This window comes from Longispora albida DSM 44784, from assembly GCF_000379825.1.
GTDB classification, from domain to species: Bacteria; Actinomycetota; Actinomycetes; order Mycobacteriales; family Micromonosporaceae; genus Longispora; species Longispora albida.
In genome coordinates, this window is the sequence record NZ_KB903833.1 from 352,674 (window position 1) to 376,622 (window position 23,949).

Here is a 23,949-nt window from a genome sequence, read left to right on the forward strand (position 1 = left end):
GAATGAACCTGAGAGTTCCCTGGGAATCGCTCAGGGGTCGGTCAGGGGTCGCTCAGGCCAGCGGGAGGCGGACGCGGAAGGTCGCGCCGTGGCCTGCCTGGCTCTCGACCTCGACCGTCCCGTTGTGCGCGGCCACCAGGGCCGCGACGATCGCCAGGCCCAGGCCCGTACCGGTCTGGCCGCTGCGCCTGCTGCGCGCCGGGTCGGCACGGTAGAACCGCTCGAAGACGCGTTCGCCCTGCTCACGGGTCAGGCCCGGGCCCTGGTCGGCCACCTCGACGATCGCCAGCTGGCCGTCCTTGCGCAGCGAGACGGCGACCGGGGAGCCGGGCGCGTGGGTCAGCGCGTTCGAGACGAGGTTGCCGATGACCTGGCGCAGCCGGGGCTCGTCGCCGACCACGATCGCGCTCTCCGGCGCGCTCAGGGTCACCTCGCGGTCGGGAGCCTGGGCCCTGGCCGCGTGCACGGAGTCGTTCACCAGGACGAGGAGGTCCACCGGCTCCATCGCGAGCGGGCGCTGCTGGTCGAGGCGGGCCAGGAGCAGCAGGTCCTCGACGAGCAGCCCCATCCTGGCCGCCTCTGCCTCGATCCGGGACATGACGTCCTCGGCGGAGCCGGCGCCCTGCCGGTACAGCTCGGCGAAGCCACGGATCGTCGTGAGCGGCGTACGCAGCTCGTGGGAGGCGTCCGCCACGAACCGGCGCATCCTGTCCTCCGACTGGACCGCACGGCGCTCCGAAGCGGCCCGGGCTGCGAAGGCCGCCTCGATCTGGACGAGCATGCCGTTGAGGCCACGGCCGAGCCGGCCCAGCTCGGTACGGGAGTCGCGCTCGGGGACCCTGCGGGACAGCTGGCCGGTCGCGATCTGCGCCGCCGTCTGCTCGATCTCGGCCAGCGGGCGCAGGCTGCTGCGGACCACGGCCGTGCCGAGCACGCCGATCAGGATCAGCACGGCGAGCCCGACCATCACGTCCAGCCAGATGAGCTGGCCGACCGCGCTGTCGACGTCGGCCATCGACGCGGCGATGGCGATCCGCTGGCCGTTCGGCCCGTCCACGACGACCATCCGCCAGCCACCCTGGGTGGTGAAGTAGTCGGTGCGGCTGAGTTCCTTGGCGGTCAGCTTCGGGACATCGGTCCTGGGCAGGTCGGTCGGGAACCACGTGTCCAGGGAACCGTCGGGCTTGTGGACCTGGAGGACGTACGGGTTGGGCAGGTGCAGCCTGCCCTGCGAGGCGACCGGCAGGCTCACCTCGATCAGGAACTTGCCCTCGTCCACCTGCTTGGTGACCTGCTGGGCGATGTACTCCAGCTGCGCGTCCAGCCTGCCGAGCAGGTGACCACGGAGCGCGGCCACCGTGCCGACGCCCATGATCAGGAGCGCGACGCCGGTCAGCGCGAGGACTACGGCGACCAGCCTGACGCGCAACGGCATCCGGTCAAGCATCGGTGGCCCGCAGGACGTACCCGACGCCCCGGATGGTGTGCAGCATGCGGGGTTCGGTGTTGTCGACCTTGCGCCGCAGGTACGACATGTAGGACTCGACGATGTTGTCCTCGCCGCGGAAGTCGTAGTTCCACACGTGCTCGAGGATCTGGCGCTTGGAGAGCACCCGGCCCGCGTTGATCATCAGATACCGCAGGAGCTTGAACTCGGTCGGCGACAGGGAGATCCTGCTCCCGCCGCGGAACACCTCGTGGGTCTCCTCGTCGAGCTCCAGGTCGCCGAAGGCCAGGCGGCCGGCCGGCTCTGCGCTGTGCGTACGGCGGAGGACGGCCCGGATCCGGGCGGTCAGCTCCTCCAGGCTGAACGGCTTGGTCACGTAGTCGTCGCCGCCCAGGGTGAGACCACGGATCTTGTCGTCGGTGTTGTCCCTGGCGGTCAGGAAGACCACCGGCACCCGCTGCCCGCCGGCCCGCAGCCTGCGGATCACCTCGAAGCCGTCGAGATCGGGCAGCATCACGTCCAGCACGACGAGGTCCGGCTTGTGCTCGCCGGCCACCGTCAGCGCGTCGGCCCCGCTCATCGCCGCCGCCACGTCGAAGCCCGCGTAGCGCAGGCTGGCGGACAGCAGCTCGACGATGTTCGGATCGTCCTCGACGACGAGCAGGCGGGCCTCGGGCGTGGTCATGGCACCCATGATGCCCCGTCCGGCTCCGCACCCGCTGAGAAGAAGCTGAGAATTTCCTGGGAGCCGGGAGGAAGGCGGGGGAAGCCTCTGGCCGGACGACTTCCCCCGGGTACTGGCTGCTAGCAGGTGACGGGGGCCGTCACCCGGATCTGCGGGCCCTGCGGGCCGAAGCCCTCGGACGCCGCGGCGAAGGCCTCGACCGTCGAGCCGCACGGGACGGTCGCCGAGCCGATGCTCGCCGAGCCGTACGGGTAGTAGGCCGCGTACTGGCCGCCGTTGGTGCCGATGTACTGGCCGCCGACCACGGCACTGCCGCCGAAGTAGCTGCCGGTGCCCTGGCCCGTGAACATGACCCAGGCGTTGACCTGCTGGCCGTACACCGTGATACACGGCTTGTAGCTGACGTTCTGCATCTTGAACGGGGCGGCGCAGGTCGTCACGCCGTCGGGCGGGGTGGAGGCCGAGGCCGGAGCCGCGGCGGCGGCCAGGCCGGCCACGGCGAGCCCGGTGGCGGCGAGTACGGCACCGGCGCGCTTGATCGCGTTCATGGGTGTCCTTTGCAGCGAGGTGGCGGCCGGGCGGCCCGGAGCGCTACGCCGGCGGCCACCGCCAAGTCTGTGCGGGCCGCCCGCCACCGGCCTCTCGATCGTATGTAACACCTCACGCACCATCCAATGAGGATGATCACAATCCACATCGGACGGTCACGCCCTCCCGCGTGCTACCCAGACAGAGCAGCCCCTCCTGGACGGATCCAGAAGGGGCTGCCTTGACGCACGTACCGGGTTGACTCAGTCCTCGTCCTCGTCCTCGTCGTCGAGGCGGGCCAGCCAGGTGGCCAGCCGCTCGACCGGGATCTCGAAGTCCGGGTGGATGTCCACGAACTCCTTGAACCGCTCGGCGACCCACTCCAGGGTCACCGACTCCTCACCCCGCCGTTCGAGGAGTTCCTCGATGCCACGATCCGTGAAGTACACGATGACCTCGCTTTTGATCTTGGTTCTTGACCTTGCTCTTGATCTGATCTGATCTGAGGTGGCCCGCTGAGGGGCTGGCAAGCAACGGGAACGCCCGCATACCGGTGTTGTATGCGGGCGTTCCCGTTGCGCAGTCCAGCGTCGCACTCAGCGGGCCGGCACTACCTAGGCGAACGCGGCATCCAGGAGAGCCGCCTGCTCAACCTCGTGGATCTTGGCCGAACCGGTCGACGGCGCGGCGGCAGCCGGGCGGGAGACCACCCGGACAGCCAGGCCCAGCTGCGGGAACAGGTTGAGCGCGACGAACGACCAGGCACCCTGGTTGGCCGGCTCCTCCTGCACCCAGACCACCTCGGCGCCCGGGTGGGCGGCCAGCGCGGCCTGGAGCTCGGCGACGGGCATCGGGTAGATCTGCTCGACCCGGACGATCGCCACGTCGCTGATGCCCTTGGCCTCGCGGGCCTGGAGCAGGTCGTAGTAGACCTTGCCCGAGCAGAGCAGCACCCGGCGGGCGTTCGTCACCGACGGGTCGGCGATCACCGGCTGGAAGGTGCCCTCGGTGAAGTCCGAGACGGCCGACACGGCGAGCTTGTGCCGCAGCAGCGACTTCGGCGTGAAGACCACCAGCGGCTTCTTCTTCGGCGACAGCGCCTGGCGGCGCAGCAGGTGGAAGTAGTTCGCCGGGGTGGTGCAGTTCGCGACGCGCATGTTGTCCTCGGCGCACAGCTGCAGGTAGCGCTCCGGGCGGCCCGACGTGTGGTCGGGGCCCTGGCCCTCCTGGCCGTGCGGGAGCAGCAGCGTCACGCTCGACGTCTGGCCCCACTTGACCTCGCCGGACGACACGAACTCGTCCACGACGGACTGCGCGCCGTTCACGAAGTCACCGAACTGCGCCTCCCAGGCCACCAGGGCCTCTGGCCGCTCCACCGAGTAGCCGTACTCGAAGCCCATCGCCGCGTACTCGCTGAGCAGCGAGTCGTAGACGAAGAAGCTCGCCTGGCCCTCCGCGAGGTGCAGCAGCGGGATGTAGCTGTCGCCGGTCGAGTTCTCGACGATCGCCGCGTGCCGCTGGACGAAGGTACCCCGGCGGGAGTCCTGGCCGGCCAGCCGGACCGGCACGCCCTGCAGCAGCAGCGAGCCGAACGCGAGGATCTCGCCGAACGCCCAGTCGATGCCGCCCTCGACGGCCATCTTGGCCCGCCGCTCCAGCACCTGGTTGATCCGCTTGTGCGGGGTGAAGCCCTCGGGCAGCGTGGTGTGCGCCTCGCCGATCCGCTTGACGGTCGCGGCGTCGGTACGGGTCTCGACGACCGGCTCCGGCTCGGCGACGTACGCCGGGCGCAGGGCTGGCCTGGAGCCGTTGGTGGCCTCCTTGGTCGCCCGGAACACCGTCTCCAGCATCGACTGGAAGTCCCGCAGCGACTCCTCGGCGTCCTCGACGGTGATGTCGCCCCGGCCGATCAGCGCCTCGGTGTAGAGCTTCCGGACGGAACGCTTCGCGTCGATGATCTGGTACATGGCCGGGTTGGTCATCGACGGGTCGTCGCCCTCGTTGTGACCACGGCGCCGGTAGCAGATCAGGTCGATGACCACGTCCTTGTTGAACATCTGGCGGTAGTCGAAGGCCAGCTTCGCGACCCGGACCACGGCCTCGGGGTCGTCGCCGTTCACGTGGAAGATCGGGGCCTGGATCATGCGGGCCACATCGGTGCAGTACAGCGAGGAGCGGCTGTACTCGGGGGCCGTGGTGAAACCGACCTGGTTGTTCACGACGATGTGGACGGTGCCGCCCGTGCGGTAGCCGCGCAGCTGCGACAGGTTCAGGGTCTCGGCGACCACGCCCTGCCCGGCGAACGCCGCGTCACCGTGGATCAGGACCGGCAGGACGGTGTAACCCTCGAGCTTGAGGTCGATCTTGTCCTGCTTGGCGCGGACGATGCCTTCCAGGACGGGGTTCACCGTCTCCAGGTGGCTCGGGTTCGCGACGACGGACACCGTCGTCGCGCTCTCGCCGTCCGGGGTGGTGAACTTGCCGGTCATGCCCAGGTGGTACTTCACGTCGCCCGAGCCCTGCGTGGTCTTCGGGTCCATGAAGCCCTCGAACTCCGAGAAGATCTTCTCGTAGGGCTTGCCGACGATGTTGGCGAGGACGTTCAGCCGGCCACGGTGGGCCATGCCGATCACGACCTCGTCCAGCCCGGCGCGCGCCGAGTCGCTCAGCACCTCGTCGAGCAGCGGGATCAGGCTCTCGCCGCCCTCCAGGGAGAACCGCTTCTGGCCGACGTACTTGGTGGCCAGGAAGGTCTCGAAGGACTCTGCGGCGTTCAGCCGGTTGAGGATGTGCTTCTGGGCAGCCGTCTCCGGCTTCTCGAACTTCTTCTCGACCCGGTCGGCGATCCACTTGCGCTCTTCGGGGTCCTGGATGTGCATGTACTCGATGCCGACCCGGCGGCAGTACGAGTCGCGGAGCACGCCGAGGACGTCGCGCAGCTTCATCTTCTGCTGCCCGTTGAACCCGCCGACCGGGAACACCCGGTCGAGGTCCCACAGGGTCAGGCCGTGCTCGAGGATGTCGAGGTCCGGGTGCCGGCGGATCTCGTACTCCAGCGGGTCGGTGTCGGCCATCAGGTGGCCGCGGACCCGGTACTCGCGGATCAGCTCGATCACGCGGGAGGCCTTGGCGATCTGGCCTTCCGAGGTGTGCGCGACGTCCTTCACCCAGCGGACCGGCTCGTACGGGATCCGCAGCGAGGTGAAGATGTCGTCGTAGAACCCGTCCTCGCCGAGCAGCAGCTCGTGGATGCGCTTGAGGAACTCGCCGGACTGCGCGCCCTGGATGATCCGGTGGTCGTACGTCGAGGTCAGCGTGATGATCTTGCTGACGGCCATGTCGGACAGCTGCTCGTCGGACATGCCCTGGAACGGCGAGGGGTACTCCATCGCGCCGACGCCGATGATCGTGCCCTGGCCCTGCATGAGCCTCGGCATCGAGTGCACGGTGCCGATGCCGCCCGGGTTGGTCAGCGAGATCGTGGTGCCGGTGAAGTCGGCCATCGTCAGCTCGTTGCGCCGCGCGCGCCGGACGATGTCCTCGTATGCCTGCCAGAAGCCGCGGAAGTCGAACTGGCCGGAGTCCTTGATGTTCGCGACGACGAGCGTGCGCGAGCCGTCCGGCTTCTTCAGGTCGATGGCCAGGCCGAAGTTGACGCCCTCGGGGGTGACCACGGCCGGCTTGCCGTCCACAGTGGTGAACGAGTTGTTCATCTCCGGGAAGTCGGCCAGGGCCCTGACGATCGCGAAGCCGATCAGGTGCGTGAAGCTGACCTTGCCGCCACGCGAGCGGGTCAGGTGGTTGTTGATGACCACCCGGTTGTCGGCGAGCAGCTTGGCCGGCACAGCGCGGACGCTGGTGGCGACCGGCACGCTCAGCGAGGCGTCCATGTTCTGCACGAGCTTGGCGCCGACGCCCTTGATCACCGTGGTGCCGGGCTGCGCGGCCGGCTTGGGTGCCGGGGCCGGCTTCGGCGCTGCCGGGGCCGCGGGGGCCGGGGCTGCCGCGGCCGGGGCCACCGGGGCCGGCTGCGCTGCCGGTGCGGCGGGAGTGGCGGCGGGGGCCGGGGCCGGCGTGGCGGCCGGGGCGGGCGCTGCCGGGGCGGCCGGCTTGTAGTCAGCGAAGAAGTTGTGCCAGGCGGGATCGACACTCGCCGGATCGGCGAGGTACTTCTGGTACATGTCCTCGACGATCCACTCGTTCGGACCGAAGTCCGCGAGCGGGTTCTCCTGGGCATTCTGCTGGGTCGACACGGGCGTATCGCCTCTTTCAAGCGCGGTTTTCGTAACAGCTGAGCACGTCCGGCGTTCCAGGCTACGCCCTCGGGAACACCCGTGAGAATCCTGGGTCAGCCGAGGGCGATCCAGGTGGCGCGGGCCACAGCGAGCAGTTCGCGGGCCGGTCCGTAGAGCGCGGTGACAACGTGGGACTTGCGCCCCTCCGCCGACACCAGAGCCCCGGTGATCACGCATTCGCTACCGGGCGGCGGCACAGCGTCGATCCTGGCGGCCATGCGGCCGAGGACCGACGGCTTCTCCTCCAGCTGGATGGTCCACCCACCGGGACAGTCCAGCGCGGCCCACACTGTGGCGGACGTCACATCACCCGGTACCCGCCAGCTGGCTGCCGTGCGGCCCTCGGCGATCCGGCCCGGATAGATGTGCAGCCCGTGCTCGTTGCCCGGCCCGCAGACGTAGCAGGTCGGGAAGGGATGGTGGGCGTGGCCCGGGTACTCGGCGCGCTGGCCGGTCCACGGCGGCGGCTCGTCGGCAACGACGGCCGGGACGGCTGAGGCGACCAGGTCCGGGCCGGAGTACAGGCCGCCGTCGCGGATCTCCATCTCGACGCCCAGCGGCGGCGGCTTGCGCAGGGTGACCTCGGCAGACCCGAGCCCGAGGTGGCCGGCGAGCAGGCCGCAGGTGTACCCGCCGTTGCCGGAAACTGGCGGCCCGCAGAACTGAGGATCGATAATCACGGGACGACGATAACGGTTCACCACGGTTCACCTTGCTGAAAGTCGTTCGTCGATGGATGTAGGCCGGCCGCCCCCAGCATCATCCTCATGGCATCGAGAGTGCTCGTACCGGCCGCCCCGGCACTGGATGAGGGCGCCCGCTACTCCGTGGTGATGACGGACGACCCCGTCGAGGTGCGGGCCGCCCAGCGGCTGCGGCACGAGGTGTTCGCCGGTGAACTCGGCGCTGTGCTGACCCCAGAGGTCGACCAGGACGAGTTCGACGCGTACTGCGACCACCTCATCGTCTACAACGAGCTCACGGCGGCCCCGGTCGGTACCTACCGGCTGCTCCCGCCCGGCCGCGTGGACAGGCTCTACTCCGACAACGAGTTCAACCTGCGGGCACTGGGCGAGCTGCGCCCGGCGCTCGTCGAGGCCGGCCGGTCGTGCGTGCACCCCGACCACCGGAGCGGCGCGGTGGTGAACCTGCTGTGGGCTGGCATCGCCAGGTACCTGCACCTGACCGGCTACCGCTGGCTGGCCGGGTGCGCCTCCGTGCCCGCCGCCGACGCGGCGGCCGTGTGGGCCCGGATCAGCACGAAGCACCTGGCGCCGCCCTCGCTGCGGGTCACCCCGCACCGGCCGTTCGACCTGTCGCGGCCGGGCACGGGCCGGGTCGTGGTGCCGCCGCTGCTCAAGGGGTATCTGCGCCTGGGCGCCTGGGTGTGCGGCGAGCCCGCCGACGACCCGGACTTCGGCGTGGCCGACCTGTTCACCCTGCTGCCGCTCGACCGGGTCGACCCGAGGTACCTGCGGCACTTCCTGGGCGAAGGATAGGCAGTGAACAGGCATGACGGACCTGCCGGGCTGGGCTGGGTACCGGAGTCGCCCTGCACGACCGGCTGCCTGCCCGGCCCGGCTGCCGGGCGGGCGGGGGCCCTGCGCAGGGTGGCCCGGTGGGCCGGGGTGTTCGGCCTGCTGCTCGCCGGGGCCTTCCACCCGCCGGCGCTGCGCAGGCTGGCCAGGGTCCTCGGGGTACGGGTGTCGCTCCGGGGTTCCTTCGGCCAGGGTGAGCTGATCGTCGCCAACCACATGTCGTGGCTGGACGTCGTGGTGCTGCTGGCCGTGTCGGAGGCCGCGCCGCTGGCCAAGTCGGAGGTGTCCGGCTGGCCGCTGGTCGGGCGGATCGCCCGCCGGATCGGCACGGTGTTCGTCGACCGTGGCCGGCCGCGGGCCCTGCCGGACACCGTGGCCACCCTGACGTGGGTGCTGCGGGCCGGGCGGAGCGTGCTGGTGTTCCCGGAGGGCACGACGTGGTGCGGGGCCCAGATGGGGCCGTTCCGCCGGGCGGCGTTCCAGGCCGCGATCGAGGCCGGGGCGCGGGTGCGGCCGGTGGCGCTGCGGTACGGCACCCGGGCCGCTTCCTTCGTCGGCGACGACACGCTGTTCGCCTCGATCGGCCGGATCACGGGCATGCGGCACGTGGACGTCGAGGTCATCGTGCTACCGGGCCTGGAGCCCGACCGGTCACGACGCCGGCTGGCGAGCGCAGCGGAGAACGCGGTCCGGGCGGAGCTGGGCCAGCACCAGAGCAAGGAACTCGCCCGGCTGTAGGGGTTTGTCCTGTGCCTTTGACCTTCGCCCTTGTATTTGGTCTTGATCTGACCTGAGGTGGCCCGCTGAGGGCGGCGAGGCGCTGGGCCTTCAGCGCGCCTCCGGCACGGCTCGCCGGATTTTCCGCATACCGGTGTTGTATGCGGGAAATTCGGCAACGCGCGCATCGTCGGCCTCAGCGGGTCGGCACTATAGGTACGTGACCACCACTGTCTACGTCGCCGGCATGTCCTCCGGCGGAGGGAAGTCGACGATCGCGCTCGGGCTGACCGAGCTGCTGGCCGCGCGGGCCGGGCGGGTCGCGGCGTTCCGGCCGCTGGCCCAGCCGGGCGGCGACGGCATCCTCGACCTGCTCGCCGGGTACCACGGGCTGCGGGTAGGGCACGGCGCGAGCTACGCGGAGGCCGGGCAGCTCGCCGGGGCCGGGCGCTCGGAGGAGCTGATCTCCCGGATCGTCGAGCGGTACCACGAGCTGGCGCGGGAGGCCGACGCCGTGGTGGTGGTCGGCTCGGACTTCGGGTACCAGGACGACCACCAGGAGTTCCCGACCGAGGTCGCGTTCAACGTGCGGCTGGCCGGGGAGTTCGGGGCTGTGCTGATCCCGGTGGTCGACGGGCGGGGCCGGCCGGTGGAGACCTCGGCGGCAATGGCCAAGAACGCGTTCTACGCCGTCGAGGCGCTCGGCGGGGACGTCCTCGCCGTCATGATCAACCGGGCGGCCGGGCCGCCGGGGCCGGTGCCGATCACGCTGCCAGTGCCGGTGTACGCGATCCCGGACGAGCCGCTGGTCGCCGCTCCTACTGTCGCCGAGGTCGCCGCGGCTCTGGGTGGGAGGCGGCTGGCGGGGAGTGCCGACGCGTACAAAAAGAATGTCCTTGATTTTGTTCTCGGGGCCGCGCAGGTGCCCACCTGCCTGGACCACCTCAAGGACGGCTCGCTGCTGATCACGCCGGGTGACCGCGCTGATCTGATCGTCGCTGCGCACGCGGTGCACGCTGCGGGAATGGTGTCGCCGGCCGGGCTGGTGCTGACGCTGGGTGAGACTCCGGACCCGAAGATCACCACCCTGCTGGAACGCCTGGGCGACCTGGCGGTGGTGGGCGTCGACGCGGACAGCTTCGACACCGTCGCGGCGTGCGCGGGCGTGGAAGGACGGCCGACCGCCGACAACCCGGTGAAGGTGCAGGCCGCGCTGGCGGCGTTCGCGGCAGGTGTGGACACGGCCGATCTGTCCACGCGGCTGGCCGCTCCCCCGCCGACGCGCGTGACTCCGCTGATGTTCGAGTACCGCCTGATCGAACAGGCCCGGGCCGACCGCCGCAAGGTGGTGCTGCCGGAAGGCGGCGAGGAACGCATCCTGCGGGCCGCCGACAGCGTCCTGCGGCGCGGAACAGCCGATCTCGTACTCCTCGGCGACCCGGCCCTGATCAACCGCAGGGCGCGCGACCTGGGGCTGGACGTGTCGGGCGCGCTGATCGTGGACCCTGTGACGTCGGCCTGGCGCGACGAGTTCGCCGCGACCTACCACGAGCTGCGGAAACACAAGGGCTCCACGCTGGACGGCGCCTACGACCGCGTGACGGACGTGAACTACTTCGGCACGCTGCTCGTGCACTCGGGCCGCGTCGACGCGATGGTCTCCGGGGCCGCGCACACCACCGCCGACACGATCCGCCCGGCCTTCGAGATCATCCGTACCCTGCCCGATGTCTCCGTCGCCTCCAGCGTCTTCTTCATGTGCCTCGCCGACCGGGTCCTCGTGTACGGCGACTGCGCCGTCAACCCCGACCCGACCGCCGAGCAGCTCGCCGACATCGCGATCTCCTCGGCGGGGACGGCGGCCAGGTTCGGCGTCGAGCCCCGGGTCGCCCTGCTGTCGTACTCGACCGGCACGTCCGGGGCCGGAGCCGACGTCGAGAAGGTGTCAGCGGCGGCGAAACTCGTCAGGGAACGCCGGCCCGACCTGCCCGTCGAGGGCCCGATCCAGTACGACGCGGCGATCGACCCGGCCGTGGCGGCGGCCAAGCTGCCCGGCAGCGCGGTGGCAGGCCACGCGACCGTGCTGATCTTCCCCGACCTGAACACCGGCAACAACACGTACAAGGCGGTGCAGCGTTCCGCTGGCGCCGTGGCGGTGGGCCCGGTCATCCAGGGCCTGCGGGCGCCCGTCAACGACCTGTCCCGGGGAGCGACTGTGCAGGACATCATCAACACCATCGCGATCACCGCCATCCAGGCCCAGTCATGAGCCGGGTGCTCGTCCTCAACTGCGGGTCGTCCTCCGTCAAGTACTCCGTCTTCGACGGCACCCAGCGCGTCGCCGGCGGGCTCGTCGAACGGGTCACCGACCACACGGCTGCCGTCTCCTCCCTGGAGAACTACTTCGCCGACCCGGAACTGACCGCGATCGGGCACCGGGTCGTCCACGGAGGTACCCGGTTCCGCGAACCCACCCTGATCAGCGAGGACGTCCTCGCCGCGATCGACGAGCTGACGCCGCTCGCCCCGCTGCACAACCCGGCGAACCTGATCGGCATCACCGAGGCCCGCAGGCTCCGGCCCGACCTGCCGCAGGTCGCCGTGTTCGACACGGCGTTCCACCAGACGATCCCGGAACACGCGGCGAGCTACGCGATCGACCGGCACACGGCGGCCAGGCACGGGATCCGGCGGTACGGCTTCCACGGCACGTCGCACCAGTACGTGGCCCGGCAGACGGCCGCGCTGCTCGGCTGGCCGGTGAACGAGCTGAACACGATCATCCTGCACCTGGGCAACGGGGCCAGCGCGACGGCCGTCCAGGGTGGACAGAGCGTGGACACGTCGATGGGCATGTCCCCGCTGGAGGGCCTCATCATGGGCACCCGGCCCGGCGACCTCGACCCGGCCATCCCCATCCACCTGCAACGCGCAGGCCTGTCGCTCCGCGAGATCGACGAACTCCTCAACCGCCAGTCGGGCCTGCTCGGCCTCAGCGGCATGTCGGACATGCGCGACGTGCTCGGCTCGGACCTGCCGGAGGCGAAGCTGGCCGTCGAGGCGTACTGCTACCGGGTCCGCAAGTACATCGGCGCCTACCACGCCATCCTGGGCCGCCTCGACGCCATCGCCTTCACCGCCGGCGTCGGCGAGAACTCAGCAGCGATCCGCGCCCGCGTCCTCGACGGCCTCCAGCCCTTCGGCATCCTCATCGACCCGGCCCTCAACGACGGCCAGGGCGAACGCGTCATCTCCCCGCCGGGCGCCCGCGTCGCCGTCTGCGTGGTCCCCACCAACGAGGAACTCGAGATCGCCCGCCAGTCGCTTCAGGTGGTAGCGCGCTGAGGGCGACGTCAGATCAAGATCATTCGGTTGTACTGGCCGGGAATCAGTGCTCCAGCACGATCTTGCCGAACACGTCCCCGGATTCCAGGCGCTCGAACGCCTTGCGTGCCTCAGCGAACGGGAACACCGAGTCGATCACCGGCCGGATGCCACGGTCCGCGACGAGCTGGAGCAGCGCGGCCAGTTCCTCGCGGGTACCCATCGTCGAGCCCACGATCTCCTGCTGGAGGAAGAACACCCGGCGGAGGTCCACAGTGGCCAGATGACCGCTCGTCGAGCCGGAGACCACGATCCGGCCACCCGGAGCCGTGCACTTGATCGAGTGGTCGATCGTCGCAGCGCCCACGGTCTCGATCACGACGTCGACGCGCTCCGGCAGCCGGGCACCCGGCTCCAGCGCCACCGCCCCGAGCGCCTCGGCCTGCGCCCGCTTGTCCTCGGAACGGCTCGTCGCGTACACCCGGGCGCCGAGCGCCTTGGCGAGCACGATCGCGGCCGTGGCCACCCCGCCGCCAGCCCCCTGCACCAGCACCGAACCGCCCTCGGGGAGCCGTCCGCGCGTCGTGAGCATCCGGTACGCCGTGAGCCACGCCGTCGGCAGGCACGCCGCGTCGGCGAAGCTGATGCCGTCCGGGATGTCGATGACGTTGCGGGCAGGCACGCGCACGCGCTCGGCCAGCGTGCCCGGCCACTTCTCGCTGAGCAGGGAACGCTTCGGGTCGAGGGTCTCGTCGGCACCCTCGCCGATCACCGCGTGCACCAGGACGCGGCGGCCCTCGTACAGCCCGGCGGCGTCGCAGCCGAGGATCATGGGCAGCGCCTCCGCGCCCAGCCCGACGCCGCGCAGCGACCACAGGTCGTGGTGGTTCAGCGAGCTGGCCCTGACCTCGACCGTGACCCAGTCCTCCGGCGTGGCCGGCTCGGGCAGCTCCCCCACCTCCAGCGCGGTGAGCGGGGCTTCGGCGTCGATACGGGCTGCGTAGGCGGCAAGCATGCCGCGAACCTACCAACCGGCCACCGGCCAGACCGTGACCGACGTCACGGGAAGCGCCGGGCGGGCAGCCGCGCCGCCGGAACGGGCACAATGGCCGGATGCCCGCCATCCCCGCCGCCGACTACCGCAGGGTCCTCGGCCAGTTCCCGACTGGCGTCGTGGTCGTCACCACGGCCGGCCCCAGCGGCCCGGCCGGGCTGAGCGTCAACGCCTTCTCCGCGGTGTCGCTGCACCCGCCGCTGATCGGTTTCTTCCCCGCGCACACCTCCGGCTCGTGGCCGGTGATCCGGGAGACGGGCACGTTCTGCGTCAACATCCTCGCCGCTGACCAGGAGCAGCTGGCCCGGCTGTTCGCGACGCCGGGCGCCGACCGGTTCGCCGGGCTGGAGTACTCGGCGGCACCGAAGTCCGGCGCGCCGCTCATCAAGGGCGTGGCCGGCTGGCTGGACTGCCGGATCGAGGCGGTCACCCAGGCCGGCGACCACGACTTCGTGCTCGGCCGGGTGCTCGCCCTCGACACCGACCCGGCCATCGCACCGCTGATCTACCACCGCGGCGGGTACCTGCCCGCGTGATTGTGGGACCCCTCATGCTGCCAGGGCAGCATGAGGGGTCCCACAATCACGGTCAGATCGCGGCTGCCACCGCTGCCGCGACGGCCGGGGCGACCCGGGGGTCGAGGGCCGAGGGGATGATCTGGTCGGGCCGCAGGTCGTCGGCGACCAGCGCGGCGATCGCACCGGCTGCCGCGAGCTTCATGCGCTCGGTGACCCGGGTGGCCCCGGCGTCGAGCGCGCCCCGGAACACGCCGGGGAAGGCCAGCACGTTGTTGATCTGGTTCGGGAAGTCGGAACGGCCGGTCGCCATCACCTTCACGTGCCGCAGCCCGATCTCCGGGTGCACCTCCGGCGTCGGGTTGGCCAGGGCGAAGATCGCGCCACCCGGGTTCATCCGGGTGAGCGCCTCCTCGGCGATCTGGCCGCCGGACACCCCGATGAGGACGTCGGCACCGGCCAGGGCGTCGCCGATGGAGCCGGTGACGCCGCTCCGGTTGGTACGGGAGGCGAGCTCGGCCTTGACGCCGCCACGGTCCTCGCCGATCACGCCACGGGAGTCGACGACCACCACATCGCCGACGCCAGCCGCGAGAAGCATGTTCGTGACGGCCACACCGGCCGCGCCAGCACCCGAGATGACCACGCGCAGGTCGCCGAGGTCCCGGCTGAGCAGGGCGGCGGCGTTACGGAGCGCCGCGGTGACCACGATCGCCGTGCCGTGCTGGTCGTCGTGGAAGACCGGGATGTCCAGCACCTCGTCCAGCCGCTTCTCGATGTCGAAGCAGCGCGGGGCGGAGATGTCCTCCAGGTTGATCCCGCCGAACGACGGGGCGAGGGCCCTCACCGCCGCGACGATCTCGTCGCTGTCCTTGGTGTCGAGGCAGATCGGCACCGCGTCCACGTTCGCGAACTTCTTGAACAGCGCGGCCTTGCCCTCCATCACGGGCAGGGCGGCGCGGGGGCCGATGTCGCCGAGGCCGAGGACGGCAGTGCCGTCGGTGACCACGGCGACGGTATTAGCCGTCCAGGTGTACTCCCTGGCCAGCGACGGGTCGGCGGCGATAGCCTCGCAAACCTTTGCCACGCCAGGGGTGTACGCGAGGGACAGGTCCTCACGGCTGTCGAGGGCGACAGTCGGCTGCATAGCGATCTTGCCGCCGCGGTGCAGGTCGAAAACGGGGTCTGGCACTCCTGGCTCCTAGCTGAGGAAAACGGGGGGACCGGGCAGCTGACCGGGCCTCGGCCACCAGCGGAACAGAACGCGGCCGATCACTGTCGCTGGCCCGAGAGTCTCGGAAGTGTCCCCGCCGAAGGGATTGTCGCTGGTGAGCCACCAGCCGCCGGGGACCTGCCGCGCTGCCCGCCGCACGACGATCCGGCCGGGGCGGGAGGCGAACTCGGCAACGACCACGTCGCCTGGGCGGATAGCCCGGCCACCACGCCGCACGAGGACCTCGTCCCCGTCGCGCAGGGTCGGCGCCATTGCCGGCCCCTGGACGAGGACGCTGAACATCCACCCACCTTACGCCGCGCGGCCTGTTATGGGGAGCTACGACCCGGTGGGCGGAAAGGTTAACCGCCGGTAATTCACGCGCCGGTTCACGAACGCCTTCGTGTACACGCGGAATAGGTGTTGTAAAGGGCGTGCAATCCGAATGCCGCTCATCAATATCCGGGAGCTGAGCGGGGACTGAGCAGCTCATTCAGCGAATCCGGGCACTGTGGACAAAGGACGGCCGCTCGCGCCTGGCCCGGCGCGGTATTCCATGATTGTTCATCCAGGCGGGAGTCTTGCGATCAAGGATGTTGGCCGCAAGGATGTTTTGCGGGGCAGGCAAACCGGGGTAACCCGGACCACCCCATTACCGAACAGCTGACCGCGCCGTTTGGCTACACGTGACCACGACAGCAGCAGGGGGTCGACACACGCCATGACCACCCAGACGATGACCGATGACATCGTGGAGCTGACCGTCCCCGCCGACGGCGCCTACCTCTCCGTTCTCCGTACCGCCACCGCCGGCCTCGCGGCCCGGCTGAACTTCACGCTCGACGAGATCGAGGATCTGCGGATCGCCGTCGACGAGGCCTGCGCGCTGCTCTTACCGGCGGGCAGATCCGCGACCGACACCGACCTGCAGGCCCGGTTCGACGTCGGCGAGGACAGCCTCGCCGTGTCGATCAGCGCCCCGGCCGGCGTCAGCCTGCCCGACCAGCAGTCCTTCGCCTGGCGGGTGCTCGCAGCCCTCGTCAACGAGGTGACCGCGGAGGGCACCGGCCCGCTGGCCACGATCCGGATGCTCAAGCGCCGGGCCGCTTCCGGATGACCGCGGCTGTTCTGGCGGGCACCACCATGATCCCCAGGCCCAGCCGGCCAGCCGAGCCGGCCGGGGCAGCCGGAACAAGCCTCCCCGAGCTGACCGGCCCCTTCCGATACTTTCCGTCGATTTATCTGGATAAAGCGCCCGAGCCGGAGACCAAGGAGCTGCTGGCGAGGCTCGCCGCGGCCCCGAAGGGCTCCCAGCCGTGGCTCGCGCTGCGCAACCAGCTCGTCCGCAGGCACCTGCCGCTGGTGAAGGCGCTGGCCCGCAGGTTCCGCGGCAGGGGCGAGGATCTCGAGGACCTGGTGCAGGTGGCCACGATCGGCCTGCTCAAGGCGATGGACCGCTACGACCCGGACCGTGGCGCCGAGTTCACCACGTTCGCGACGCCGACCATGACAGGCGAGCTCCAGCGGCACCTGCGCGACCGGGCCAGCACCCTGCGGCTCCCCCGCCGGATTCAGGAGCTGCGGTCGGCCGCCGTGCGCGCTTCGGGCGAGCTGCACCAGCGGCTCGGCCGGGCCCCGACGCTGCCGGAGCTGGCCAGGGCCCTGGGCTCACCGGCCGAGGCTGTGGCCGAGGCCCTCGCGAGTGAGCTGTGCACCGTGCCACTCGACAACGCCGACCGGGCCGACGTCGACCCGGCGCTGGACTCGGTCGAGTTCCGCGCGGCGCTCCGGCCGCTGCTGAGCCGGCTGCCCGCCCGGGAGAAGCGCATGGTCGCGCTGCGGTTCTTCGAGCACCGCACGCAGTCGGAGATCGCAGCGGAGCTGGGCATCTCCCAGGTGCAGGTCTCGCGGCTGCTGGCGCGGACCCTGAACGGGCTCAGGTGCGCTCTGAGCGATGGAAGTCCAGGCCGAGGGCCCGGCGGGTGGGAGCGGCAACCACCATCGCGACCCCGAGAAGGCCCAGCAGGATCACCGCAACCCCCAGGACGGGCTGGCCACCCCTGATCATGTAGTAGCCGAGGGCGAGCAGGAAGAGCTCGAGCAGCATGGCGGGCCCGCGCGACCAGCTCTTCCGCCGCCACACGGCGAACCCGACGAACGCGAGCAGCGCGGCGTACGCCCCGCTGTACACGGTCACGAAGGTGGCCAGGTCCTGCCTGTCCGCGTCGCCGGCCAGGTCGCGGTACAGCAGCCAGCCGGTCAGGCCAGCCAGCGCCACCGCCTTGCCCCACAGCAGGCCGGCCAGCACTTTCAGAGTGATCGGCCGCACCCCGGCCTCCAGTTCTGCCACGCCGCTGAGACTACCGGGCGGTACAGTGCCGCCCATGCGTGCGCTCCTCGTGGTCAACCCCAAGGCCACCACCACCAACCCGCGCAGCCGGGACGTCCTGATCCGGGCGCTGGGCTCGGCCCTCGACCTGAGGGTCGGCGAGACCCAGCACCGGGGGCATGCCGCAGAGCTGGCCGCAGAGGCGGTCGCCGACGGGCTGGACCTGGTGGTCACGCTCGGCGGCGACGGCACGATCAACGAGACGGTGAACGGGATGCTGGAGGCCGGCCCGCTGCCGGGCACCGCCCTCGCCGTCGTACCCGGCGGATCGACCAACGTCTTCGCCCGCGCGCTCGGCCTGCCCAACAACGCCACCGAGGCGACCGGCGTGGTGCTGGAGGCGCTGCGGGAGGGCCGGAGCCGGACGATCGGCCTGGGGCGGGCCGACAGCCGGTACTTCACGTTCTGCGCCGGCTTCGGCATGGACGCCGCCGTCACCCGCCGCGTCGAGCGCTCCCGCCGCAAGGGCCGCACGTCCACCCCGGCCCTGTACCTGCGCGCCACGATCGCCCAGTACGCCACAGAGCGCGCCTCGCTGCTGACCCTGCACCGGGACGGCCACCCCGACGAGGCCGGCCTGGCGATGGTCGTGGTGCAGAACACCGCGCCGTGGACGTACCTCAACGACCGCCCGGTGAACCCGAGCCCCGAAGCCTCGTTCGAACTGGGGCTGGACGTGATGGCGCTGCGCAAACTGCGCCTGCCGAGCACACTGCGGACGATCACGCAGATCCTGTCGTCGAGCCCCGACCCGCACGGCAAGCAGGTCTTCCGGCTGCACGACGCGGAGGCCTTCACGGTGAGCACGCCGAAGCCGCTGGCCTTCCAGCTGGACGGTGACTATCTGGGTGAGCGCCGAAGTGTGGAGTTCCGCTCCGTGGCGGAAGCACTGCGCGTAGTTTGCTGAGTGAGACAGGGGTTTCCTGGGTAGTCCACGAGTGAGATCCAACCTGATGAGCGGACCGCCCCAGAAATCACCGGCAGCGCAGTATCGTCTGTTCGCCCGTCTCGTTGATCCGACAAACAGCTTTTCCCTGGCTGAGAGTGGCTGTCGGTGCCAGGCACCGCCCAGTTCTGCGGGGCGGCGGCAAGGCCGCGCGGGGACAGTGACGCTCGGCTCAGGCAATTCACGGGCACATAGTGACGTGAGGCACTAGCATAACTACATACCGTGGCGATCCAAGGATCGAGAATTACGGCGAAAAGCGGACAAAGTCGTGGTGAGGTTGCTCACCGTGTCCAAATTTCTTGTCGCTCACCCCTTGACATCGCGTGAGTTCGTGAAAGTATTCACAAGCGAACTCAAGCAATACGTGTACCACAGCCCGCTCCCGCGCTTCGCGGTGGCCCCCAAGCATCGCTTGAGCGTGGGACACACACTTTCGCAACAACCATCGAAGATCCACAATCAAGGAGAGTTGCCCTCATGGACTGGCGTCACGTTGCCTCCTGCCGCGACGAGGACCCGGAGCTGTTCTTCCCGATCGGGACGTCCGGCCCGGCTCTTCTCCAGATCGAGCAGGCAAAGGCCGTGTGTCGGCGGTGTCCGGCGACCAGCGAGTGCCTGCAGTGGGCGCTCGACTCGGGCCAGGACGCCGGCGTGTGGGGCGGAATGAGTGAGGAAGAGCGTCGCGCTCTCAAGCGTCGCGGCAGCTTCCGGGTCCAGGCTCGCACCGCCTGATCCACCACCGGCACGTTTTGCACTGCCCAGCACTCTTGCACTTCTTGCTCGTGCACCAGGTACGTCAGCACCGCCAGTAACAATCAGCACTGCCAGTAACAACTAGCACTGCCAGTAACAAACAGAGCGTTACCCGCAAGACCAGCTCCGCTTGCCGGACCAGCACCATCGGCGCTTTCCGAGCTTCCCTGCCCTGACCAGATCATGGTGATCCGAGTTTCATCGTGATCGGCGGTACCTGACGGCGCGGATGTCTCCAAGCCCCGTGCAGCACAGCCTGCATGAGCCTGGTTACGCGCAAGCACAGCACCAGTGAACGTATGCAAGCCCCAGATTTCGACGGATACCCGGGGGACCAGCCCGGGTATCCGTCTTTCTGCGTCTCTACCCGGTGGCAAGGGGGTCGCCACCCGGTCTTCCCCGACGCAAATGGCTTGAACGGCCACGGCCGTTGCAACCATCCAAGCCGAACCTGACCCCATTATTCAAACACGTGTTCGATCGAACAGCAAGCTCCACAGAGGCCCGCCGGCGGGTTGGCACTACGCCGCGACCAGGGCCGGTACGGCGGCTGCCGCGTAGCGGGTGAGGACGAGGCTGACCAGCTCCGGAGCGGCGCCGAGGGGCGGGGTCACGCACACAGCTCCGGCCGCGCGGGCGGCCTGGCTGGCGCGGTCGTGGAGGAGCCCGGGGGCGAGGAAGTAGGAGGCGACACCGACCCTGCCGGGCAGAGCCGCCACAGCCTCCTCGGGACGGGGTCCGGGGCCGGAGGCGAAGGCTGCCGCGGCGGGTACGGCGAGGCGGCGGCCGAGGGCTGTGGCCACGCCGGTGATCGCGGCCCGGGAGGCGCGGTCGGAGGTACCCGCCGCGATCAGGAGAACGCTGTCGCAGGTGTCGCGGCGGAGTCCCCGTGCCAGTGCCTGGATCAGCGCCGGGTCCGGGCCGATGACAGGCGCCTGGGTCGCGGGGTGGCCGGCGAGGGCTGCCGGTACGTCGACGCGGCCGTGGTACGCCGAGGTGAGCAGGAGCGGGACGACGACGGCCGGGCCGGTGGCGGTGAGGACCTCGGCCGGGCTGGGCCAGGAGTGGTCGAGGTACGCGACGCGCACGTCGAGCCCCGGCCGGGCCGCCGCCACGGCCAGGGCGAGGTCCTCAGTGGACATCGCGGCCCGGGGATCCCGGCTGCCGTGGGCGAGGAGCACCAGCGGCAGGCCGGGTACCGGGGAAAAGGGCGACGTCACAGGTGGATGCCGCACTCGGTCTTGTCCTCGAACATCGCCCACCGCCCCGACCTCGGGTCCTCGCCCTCCGCGACGGCCCGGGTGCACGGCCAGCAGCCGACCGAGGGGTATCCCTGGTTGATGAGGTCGTTGACGGGTACGTCGAAACGGGTGATGTAGTCAGCGGCGTCCTGGGCCGTCCACCGGGCCAGTGGCGAGATCTTGACCTTCTCGCGGTCGTAGTCGTATCCGACGACGGGCGTGCCGGCCCGGCTGGGCGTCTCGTCCCGCCGGAGCCCGGTCGCCCACGCCGTGTACGGGGCCAGCGCCGACTCCAGCGGCTTGACCTTGCGCAGCGTGCAGCACTGGCCGGGGTCGCGGTGGAAGAGGCGCGGGCCGTGGTCGCCGTCCTGCTGGCCGACCGTCCGCTGCGGCGGGATCGAGCGCACGGTGATCGGCAGGGTCCTCGCCGCCAGGTCGCGGACGGCGAGGGTCTCGGCGAAGTGCAGGCCGGTGTCGAGGAAGATCACGTCCACCCCCGGTGCCACCCGCGAGACCAGGTGGGCCAGGAGCGCGTCGGCGAAGGAGCTGGTCACGCAGAACCTCTCGCCGAAGTTCTCCACGGCCCACTCGACGATCCGCTCGGCCGAGGCCTCTTCGAGGTCGTTGCCTGCCCGGTAGGCCAGTTCCTCCAGGGGGGTCATGTCGCTCACGCCAGGGCCTCCTCGTCGGCTCTGGCCACCCACTGCGCGAAGGACTCACCGTCGGCGCGCTGGTCGAGGTAGGTACGCGTGATCCGCTCGACGTAGTTGGGGAGGTTGGCCGCTGTGGTCTTCAGGCCGCGCAGCTTGCGGCCGAGCGAGCCGAGCGGCTGGCCGTCCTCAGTCTCGGCGAAGGCACCGGCCGAGACCGCGAGGCCGCCGCCGAGGTGGATCTGGAAGCCCTCCTCCTCGCCGAGGCGGATGCCCTTGAGACCGATGTCGGCGACCTGGGTGCGGGCGCAGGCGTTCGGGCAGCCGTTGATGTTGATGGAGATCTCCGCGTCGACGTCGCCGAGCCGGGACTCCAGCTCCTCGATCAGCTTCGCCGCGGTGCCCTTGGTCTCGACGATCGCGAGCTTGCAGTACTCGATGCCGGTGCAGGCCATCGTCGCCCGGCGGAAGGTGCCCGGCCTGGTGCGCAGGCCGAGGGCGTCCAGGTCGGATGCCAGGGCTTCGGCGTCCGCCGGTTCGACGTCGAGGACCAGCAGCTTCTGGTAGGCGGTGGTCCGGACCCTTCCGATGTTGTACCGGTCGAGCAGGTCAGCCAGCGCGTGCAGCGTCTCACCGCTCACCCGGCCGACCACCGGCGCGACGCCGAGGTACTTCTTCCCGTCGGCCTGGTCGCCGAGTCCGATGTGGTCGATCGGCTGGGCGGGCAGCTCCGGGAGCGGGCCGTCGGCGAGTTTGCGGCCCAGGTACTCGTTCTCCAGGACGTCGCGGAACCTGCCGATCCCCCAGTCGTTGACCAGGAACTTGAGGCGCGCCTTGTTCCGCAGCCGCCGGTACCCGTAGTCGCGGAAGATGCCGATCACGCCAGCCCACACGTCGGGCACGTCCTCGATGGGCACCCAGACGCCGACGCGCTTGGCGAGCATCGGGTTGGTGGACAGGCCGCCGCCGACCCAGAGATCGAAGCCGGGGCCGTGGTCCGGGTGCACGCTGCCGATGAAGGCCACGTCGTTGACCTCGTACGGCACGTCGGGCAGCCAGGAGACCGAGGACTTGAACTTGCGCGGCAGGTTGGAGTACTCGGGGTTGCCGACGAAGCGGCGCTCGATCTCCCGGATGGCCGGGGTCGGGTCGATCCGCTCGTCGGCGCTGACGCCGGCCACGGGGCTGCCGACGATCACGCGGGGGGTGTCGCCACAGGCCTCCTGGGTGGACAGGCCGACGGCTTCGAGTGCCTTCCAGATGGCCGGTACGTCCTCGATGCGGACCCAGTGCAGCTGGATGTTCTGCCGGTCGGTGAGGTCTGCGGTGCCACGGGCGTACTTGACGGACACGTCGGCGATCGCGCGGAGCTGGGCGAGGGAGAGCTGGCCGCCGTCGATGCGGACGCGGAGCATGAAGTACTCGTCCTCAAGCTCGTGCGGTTCGAGGACGGCCGTCTTACCGCCGTCGATACCGGGCTTGCGCTGGGTGTACAGGCCCCACCAGCGCAGCCGGCCGCGCAGGTCGGACGGGTCGATGCCGCCGAATCCGGTGTACTGGTAGATGTTCTCGACCCGGGCCCGCACGTTGAGGCCGTCGTCGTCCTTCTTCATCCGCTCGTTGGGATTGAGCGGCTCCCGGTAGCCGAGAGCCCACTGGCCCTGGCCTTTTGCCCTGGTGGTGGCTTTGATGGTGGACGTCATGGTGCGTCTCCTGACACGGAGAGGCGCCCGGTCTGAGCCGAAATCTGGTGCTGGGGACGGTGCCGGCGAAGACCGCGCGCCCTGCGAGAAGAAAGTGGGCGGCGATTACAGAACCGGCTGACACATGGCGCTGCGCACACGGCCGTAGTCCACGTGGCGGCGGACCACGAGGCGGCGGTGCAGGGCGGCATGCATGCCCAGCATCGTCCCACGGGGTCGGCAAGAGCACCAGTATGGGCCTGATCACGCGCTGACCGCCCGCTGATCCGCGCACGTCAGGCCCGTTCCTGGTGTTTCAGGCCGCCTTGACCAGTGTCGCGACGAGGGTGGCGAGCCTGGCGTGGGAGCCGCCGGTCAGGTGGACGCCGTCGTCGCCGGGGCCAGCGACCGTGCCGGCGTCGGCGAACCGCACTCCCCTGCCCAAGGCCACGGCCTCGATCTCGGCGGCGAGGAACGGTGAGGCCGCCGCGTCGCCGTAGACCTCGCGGGCCCAGATCTCGTAGCCGGCCTGGGACGGGTCTATCGGGATCGGCGCGAGGACCAGGATGTCGGGCACGCCGGCCGCCTTGGCGTCGTCGATCAGGCCGCCGATCGCCGCCGCGATGTCCGCGGCCGTCCGGCCGAACGGGAGCTTGAGGTCGTTGGTGCCGAGCATCAGCACGAGGGTGCCGACCGGGGCGTGACTGTGCAGGCAGGGCAGCAGGTACGCGCGGCCGTTGCGGCCGGGCTTGTCCTCGCCGGCGGCGTAGTCGAGGTCGGTGGTGCGGCTGTTGAGGCCCTCCTCGATCACGCGGTATCCGGGGCCGAGCTGGGCCTGGAGCTGGCCGGTCCAGCGCTGGTCAGCTGGCCAGCGGCCGTCGTGGCTGTCGTCGGCCGGGTGGCCGTGGGTGTTGGAGTCTCCGAAGCAGACGATGGTCCGCGCGGCAGGATTCAAGATCACTACCAGAT

22 protein-coding genes are annotated in these 23,949 nt (G+C 70.3%); 9 read left to right on the forward strand and 13 right to left on the reverse strand.

Annotated elements, in window-relative coordinates:
- Positions 1 to 52: 52 nt before the first annotated feature.
- The 6 genes from A3G1_RS0119305 to A3G1_RS0119330 form a co-directional block, all read right to left on the reverse strand.
- Entirely contained in the window at positions 53 to 1,435 is a 1,383-nt protein-coding gene (locus A3G1_RS0119305; protein WP_018351125.1) for a sensor histidine kinase, read from the reverse strand.
- Between the two features lie 4 nt (positions 1,436 to 1,439).
- Positions 1,440 to 2,141: a response regulator transcription factor gene (locus tag A3G1_RS0119310; protein ID WP_018351126.1), complete on the reverse strand. Its 702-nt coding sequence runs from the start codon at positions 2,139 to 2,141 to the stop codon at positions 1,440 to 1,442.
- 110 nt (positions 2,142 to 2,251) lie between these two features.
- Positions 2,252 to 2,680: a hypothetical protein gene (locus A3G1_RS0119315; protein ID WP_018351127.1), complete on the reverse strand. Its 429-nt coding sequence runs from the start codon at positions 2,678 to 2,680 to the stop codon at positions 2,252 to 2,254.
- 243 nt (positions 2,681 to 2,923) lie between these two features.
- A complete protein-coding gene (locus A3G1_RS0119320; protein WP_018351128.1) occupies positions 2,924 to 3,109 on the reverse strand; it encodes a DUF6104 family protein in 186 nt (61 codons plus the stop codon).
- Between the two features lie 165 nt (positions 3,110 to 3,274).
- Entirely contained in the window at positions 3,275 to 6,913 is a 3,639-nt protein-coding gene (locus tag A3G1_RS0119325) for a multifunctional oxoglutarate decarboxylase/oxoglutarate dehydrogenase thiamine pyrophosphate-binding subunit/dihydrolipoyllysine-residue succinyltransferase subunit (protein ID WP_018351129.1), read from the reverse strand.
- A gap of 95 nt (positions 6,914 to 7,008) precedes the next feature.
- Positions 7,009 to 7,635: a hypothetical protein gene (locus tag A3G1_RS0119330; RefSeq protein ID WP_018351130.1), complete on the reverse strand. Its 627-nt coding sequence runs from the start codon at positions 7,633 to 7,635 to the stop codon at positions 7,009 to 7,011.
- An 87-nt stretch (positions 7,636 to 7,722) separates the two neighbouring features.
- Here A3G1_RS0119330 and A3G1_RS0119335 point away from each other — a divergent pair, with 87 nt between their 5' ends.
- The 4 genes from A3G1_RS0119335 (at position 7,723) to A3G1_RS0119350 (ending at position 12,555) form a co-directional block, all read left to right on the forward strand.
- On the forward strand, positions 7,723 to 8,454 hold the full coding sequence (locus tag A3G1_RS0119335; RefSeq protein WP_040478837.1) for a GNAT family N-acetyltransferase: 732 nt from the start codon (positions 7,723 to 7,725) through the stop codon (positions 8,452 to 8,454).
- Positions 8,455 to 8,457: 3 nt separating this feature from the next.
- Positions 8,458 to 9,231 (forward strand): lysophospholipid acyltransferase family protein, encoded by a 774-nt coding sequence (locus A3G1_RS35655; protein ID WP_018351132.1) that lies wholly within the window; start codon positions 8,458 to 8,460, stop codon positions 9,229 to 9,231.
- Positions 9,232 to 9,430: 199 nt separating this feature from the next.
- Complete coding sequence (gene pta, locus A3G1_RS0119345; RefSeq protein ID WP_018351133.1) at positions 9,431 to 11,479, forward strand: phosphate acetyltransferase; 2,049 nt, start codon at positions 9,431 to 9,433, stop codon at positions 11,477 to 11,479.
- Positions 11,476 to 12,555, forward strand: a complete 1,080-nt coding sequence (locus A3G1_RS0119350; protein WP_026212294.1) for an acetate/propionate family kinase — start codon at positions 11,476 to 11,478, stop codon at positions 12,553 to 12,555. Before pta ends, A3G1_RS0119350 begins: the two co-directional genes overlap by 4 nt.
- A gap of 43 nt (positions 12,556 to 12,598) precedes the next feature.
- Here the strand turns inward: A3G1_RS0119350 and A3G1_RS0119355 are convergent, their stop codons facing one another.
- Entirely contained in the window at positions 12,599 to 13,549 is a 951-nt protein-coding gene (locus A3G1_RS0119355) for a zinc-binding dehydrogenase (protein WP_018351135.1), read from the reverse strand.
- 98 nt (positions 13,550 to 13,647) lie between these two features.
- Between A3G1_RS0119355 and A3G1_RS0119360 the strand changes: the two genes are divergently transcribed.
- Positions 13,648 to 14,124 carry a flavin reductase family protein gene (locus tag A3G1_RS0119360; RefSeq protein ID WP_018351136.1) on the forward strand — a complete coding sequence of 159 codons (477 nt, stop codon included), beginning with the start codon at positions 13,648 to 13,650 and terminating at the stop codon, positions 14,122 to 14,124.
- Positions 14,125 to 14,176: 52 nt separating this feature from the next.
- Here the strand turns inward: A3G1_RS0119360 and A3G1_RS0119365 are convergent, their stop codons facing one another.
- Both A3G1_RS0119365 and A3G1_RS0119370 read right to left on the reverse strand, forming a co-directional pair.
- Positions 14,177 to 15,250 (reverse strand): NAD(P)-dependent malic enzyme, encoded by a 1,074-nt coding sequence (locus A3G1_RS0119365; protein ID WP_083937011.1) that lies wholly within the window; start codon positions 15,248 to 15,250, stop codon positions 14,177 to 14,179.
- A 54-nt stretch (positions 15,251 to 15,304) separates the two neighbouring features.
- Positions 15,305 to 15,619, reverse strand: coding sequence for a S24 family peptidase (locus A3G1_RS0119370; RefSeq protein ID WP_018351138.1), 315 nt, complete (start codon positions 15,617 to 15,619; stop codon positions 15,305 to 15,307).
- Between the two features lie 418 nt (positions 15,620 to 16,037).
- Between A3G1_RS0119370 and A3G1_RS0119375 the strand changes: the two genes are divergently transcribed.
- The 4 genes from A3G1_RS0119375 (at position 16,038) to A3G1_RS0119390 (ending at position 19,386) form a co-directional block, all read left to right on the forward strand.
- Entirely contained in the window at positions 16,038 to 16,433 is a 396-nt protein-coding gene (locus tag A3G1_RS0119375) for an ATP-binding protein (RefSeq protein ID WP_018351139.1), read from the forward strand.
- Positions 16,430 to 17,380, forward strand: coding sequence for a sigma-70 family RNA polymerase sigma factor (locus A3G1_RS35660; protein WP_018351140.1), 951 nt, complete (start codon positions 16,430 to 16,432; stop codon positions 17,378 to 17,380). The genes A3G1_RS0119375 and A3G1_RS35660 overlap by 4 nt, the downstream gene beginning before the upstream one ends.
- Positions 17,381 to 17,700: 320 nt before the next feature.
- The gene (locus A3G1_RS0119385; protein ID WP_026212295.1) at positions 17,701 to 18,612 is read left to right on the forward strand and encodes a diacylglycerol/lipid kinase family protein; all 912 of its coding nucleotides are present in this window, start codon (positions 17,701 to 17,703) and stop codon (positions 18,610 to 18,612) included.
- Between the two features lie 519 nt (positions 18,613 to 19,131).
- Positions 19,132 to 19,386, forward strand: a complete 255-nt coding sequence (locus A3G1_RS0119390; protein ID WP_018351142.1) for a WhiB family transcriptional regulator — start codon at positions 19,132 to 19,134, stop codon at positions 19,384 to 19,386.
- 542 nt (positions 19,387 to 19,928) lie between these two features.
- Here A3G1_RS0119390 and A3G1_RS0119395 read toward each other — a convergent pair.
- The 4 genes from A3G1_RS0119395 to A3G1_RS0119415 form a co-directional block, all read right to left on the reverse strand.
- A complete protein-coding gene (locus A3G1_RS0119395; protein ID WP_018351143.1) occupies positions 19,929 to 20,627 on the reverse strand; it encodes a sirohydrochlorin chelatase in 699 nt (232 codons plus the stop codon).
- The gene (locus A3G1_RS0119400) at positions 20,624 to 21,310 is read right to left on the reverse strand and encodes a phosphoadenylyl-sulfate reductase (protein ID WP_083937012.1); all 687 of its coding nucleotides are present in this window, start codon (positions 21,308 to 21,310) and stop codon (positions 20,624 to 20,626) included. The genes A3G1_RS0119395 and A3G1_RS0119400 overlap by 4 nt, the downstream gene beginning before the upstream one ends.
- Positions 21,311 to 21,315: 5 nt before the next feature.
- Positions 21,316 to 23,001, reverse strand: coding sequence for a nitrite/sulfite reductase (locus A3G1_RS0119405; protein WP_018351145.1), 1,686 nt, complete (start codon positions 22,999 to 23,001; stop codon positions 21,316 to 21,318).
- A gap of 295 nt (positions 23,002 to 23,296) precedes the next feature.
- The gene (locus A3G1_RS0119415; RefSeq protein WP_026212296.1) at positions 23,297 to 23,941 is read right to left on the reverse strand and encodes a GDSL-type esterase/lipase family protein; all 645 of its coding nucleotides are present in this window, start codon (positions 23,939 to 23,941) and stop codon (positions 23,297 to 23,299) included.
- Positions 23,942 to 23,949 lie beyond the last annotated feature (8 nt).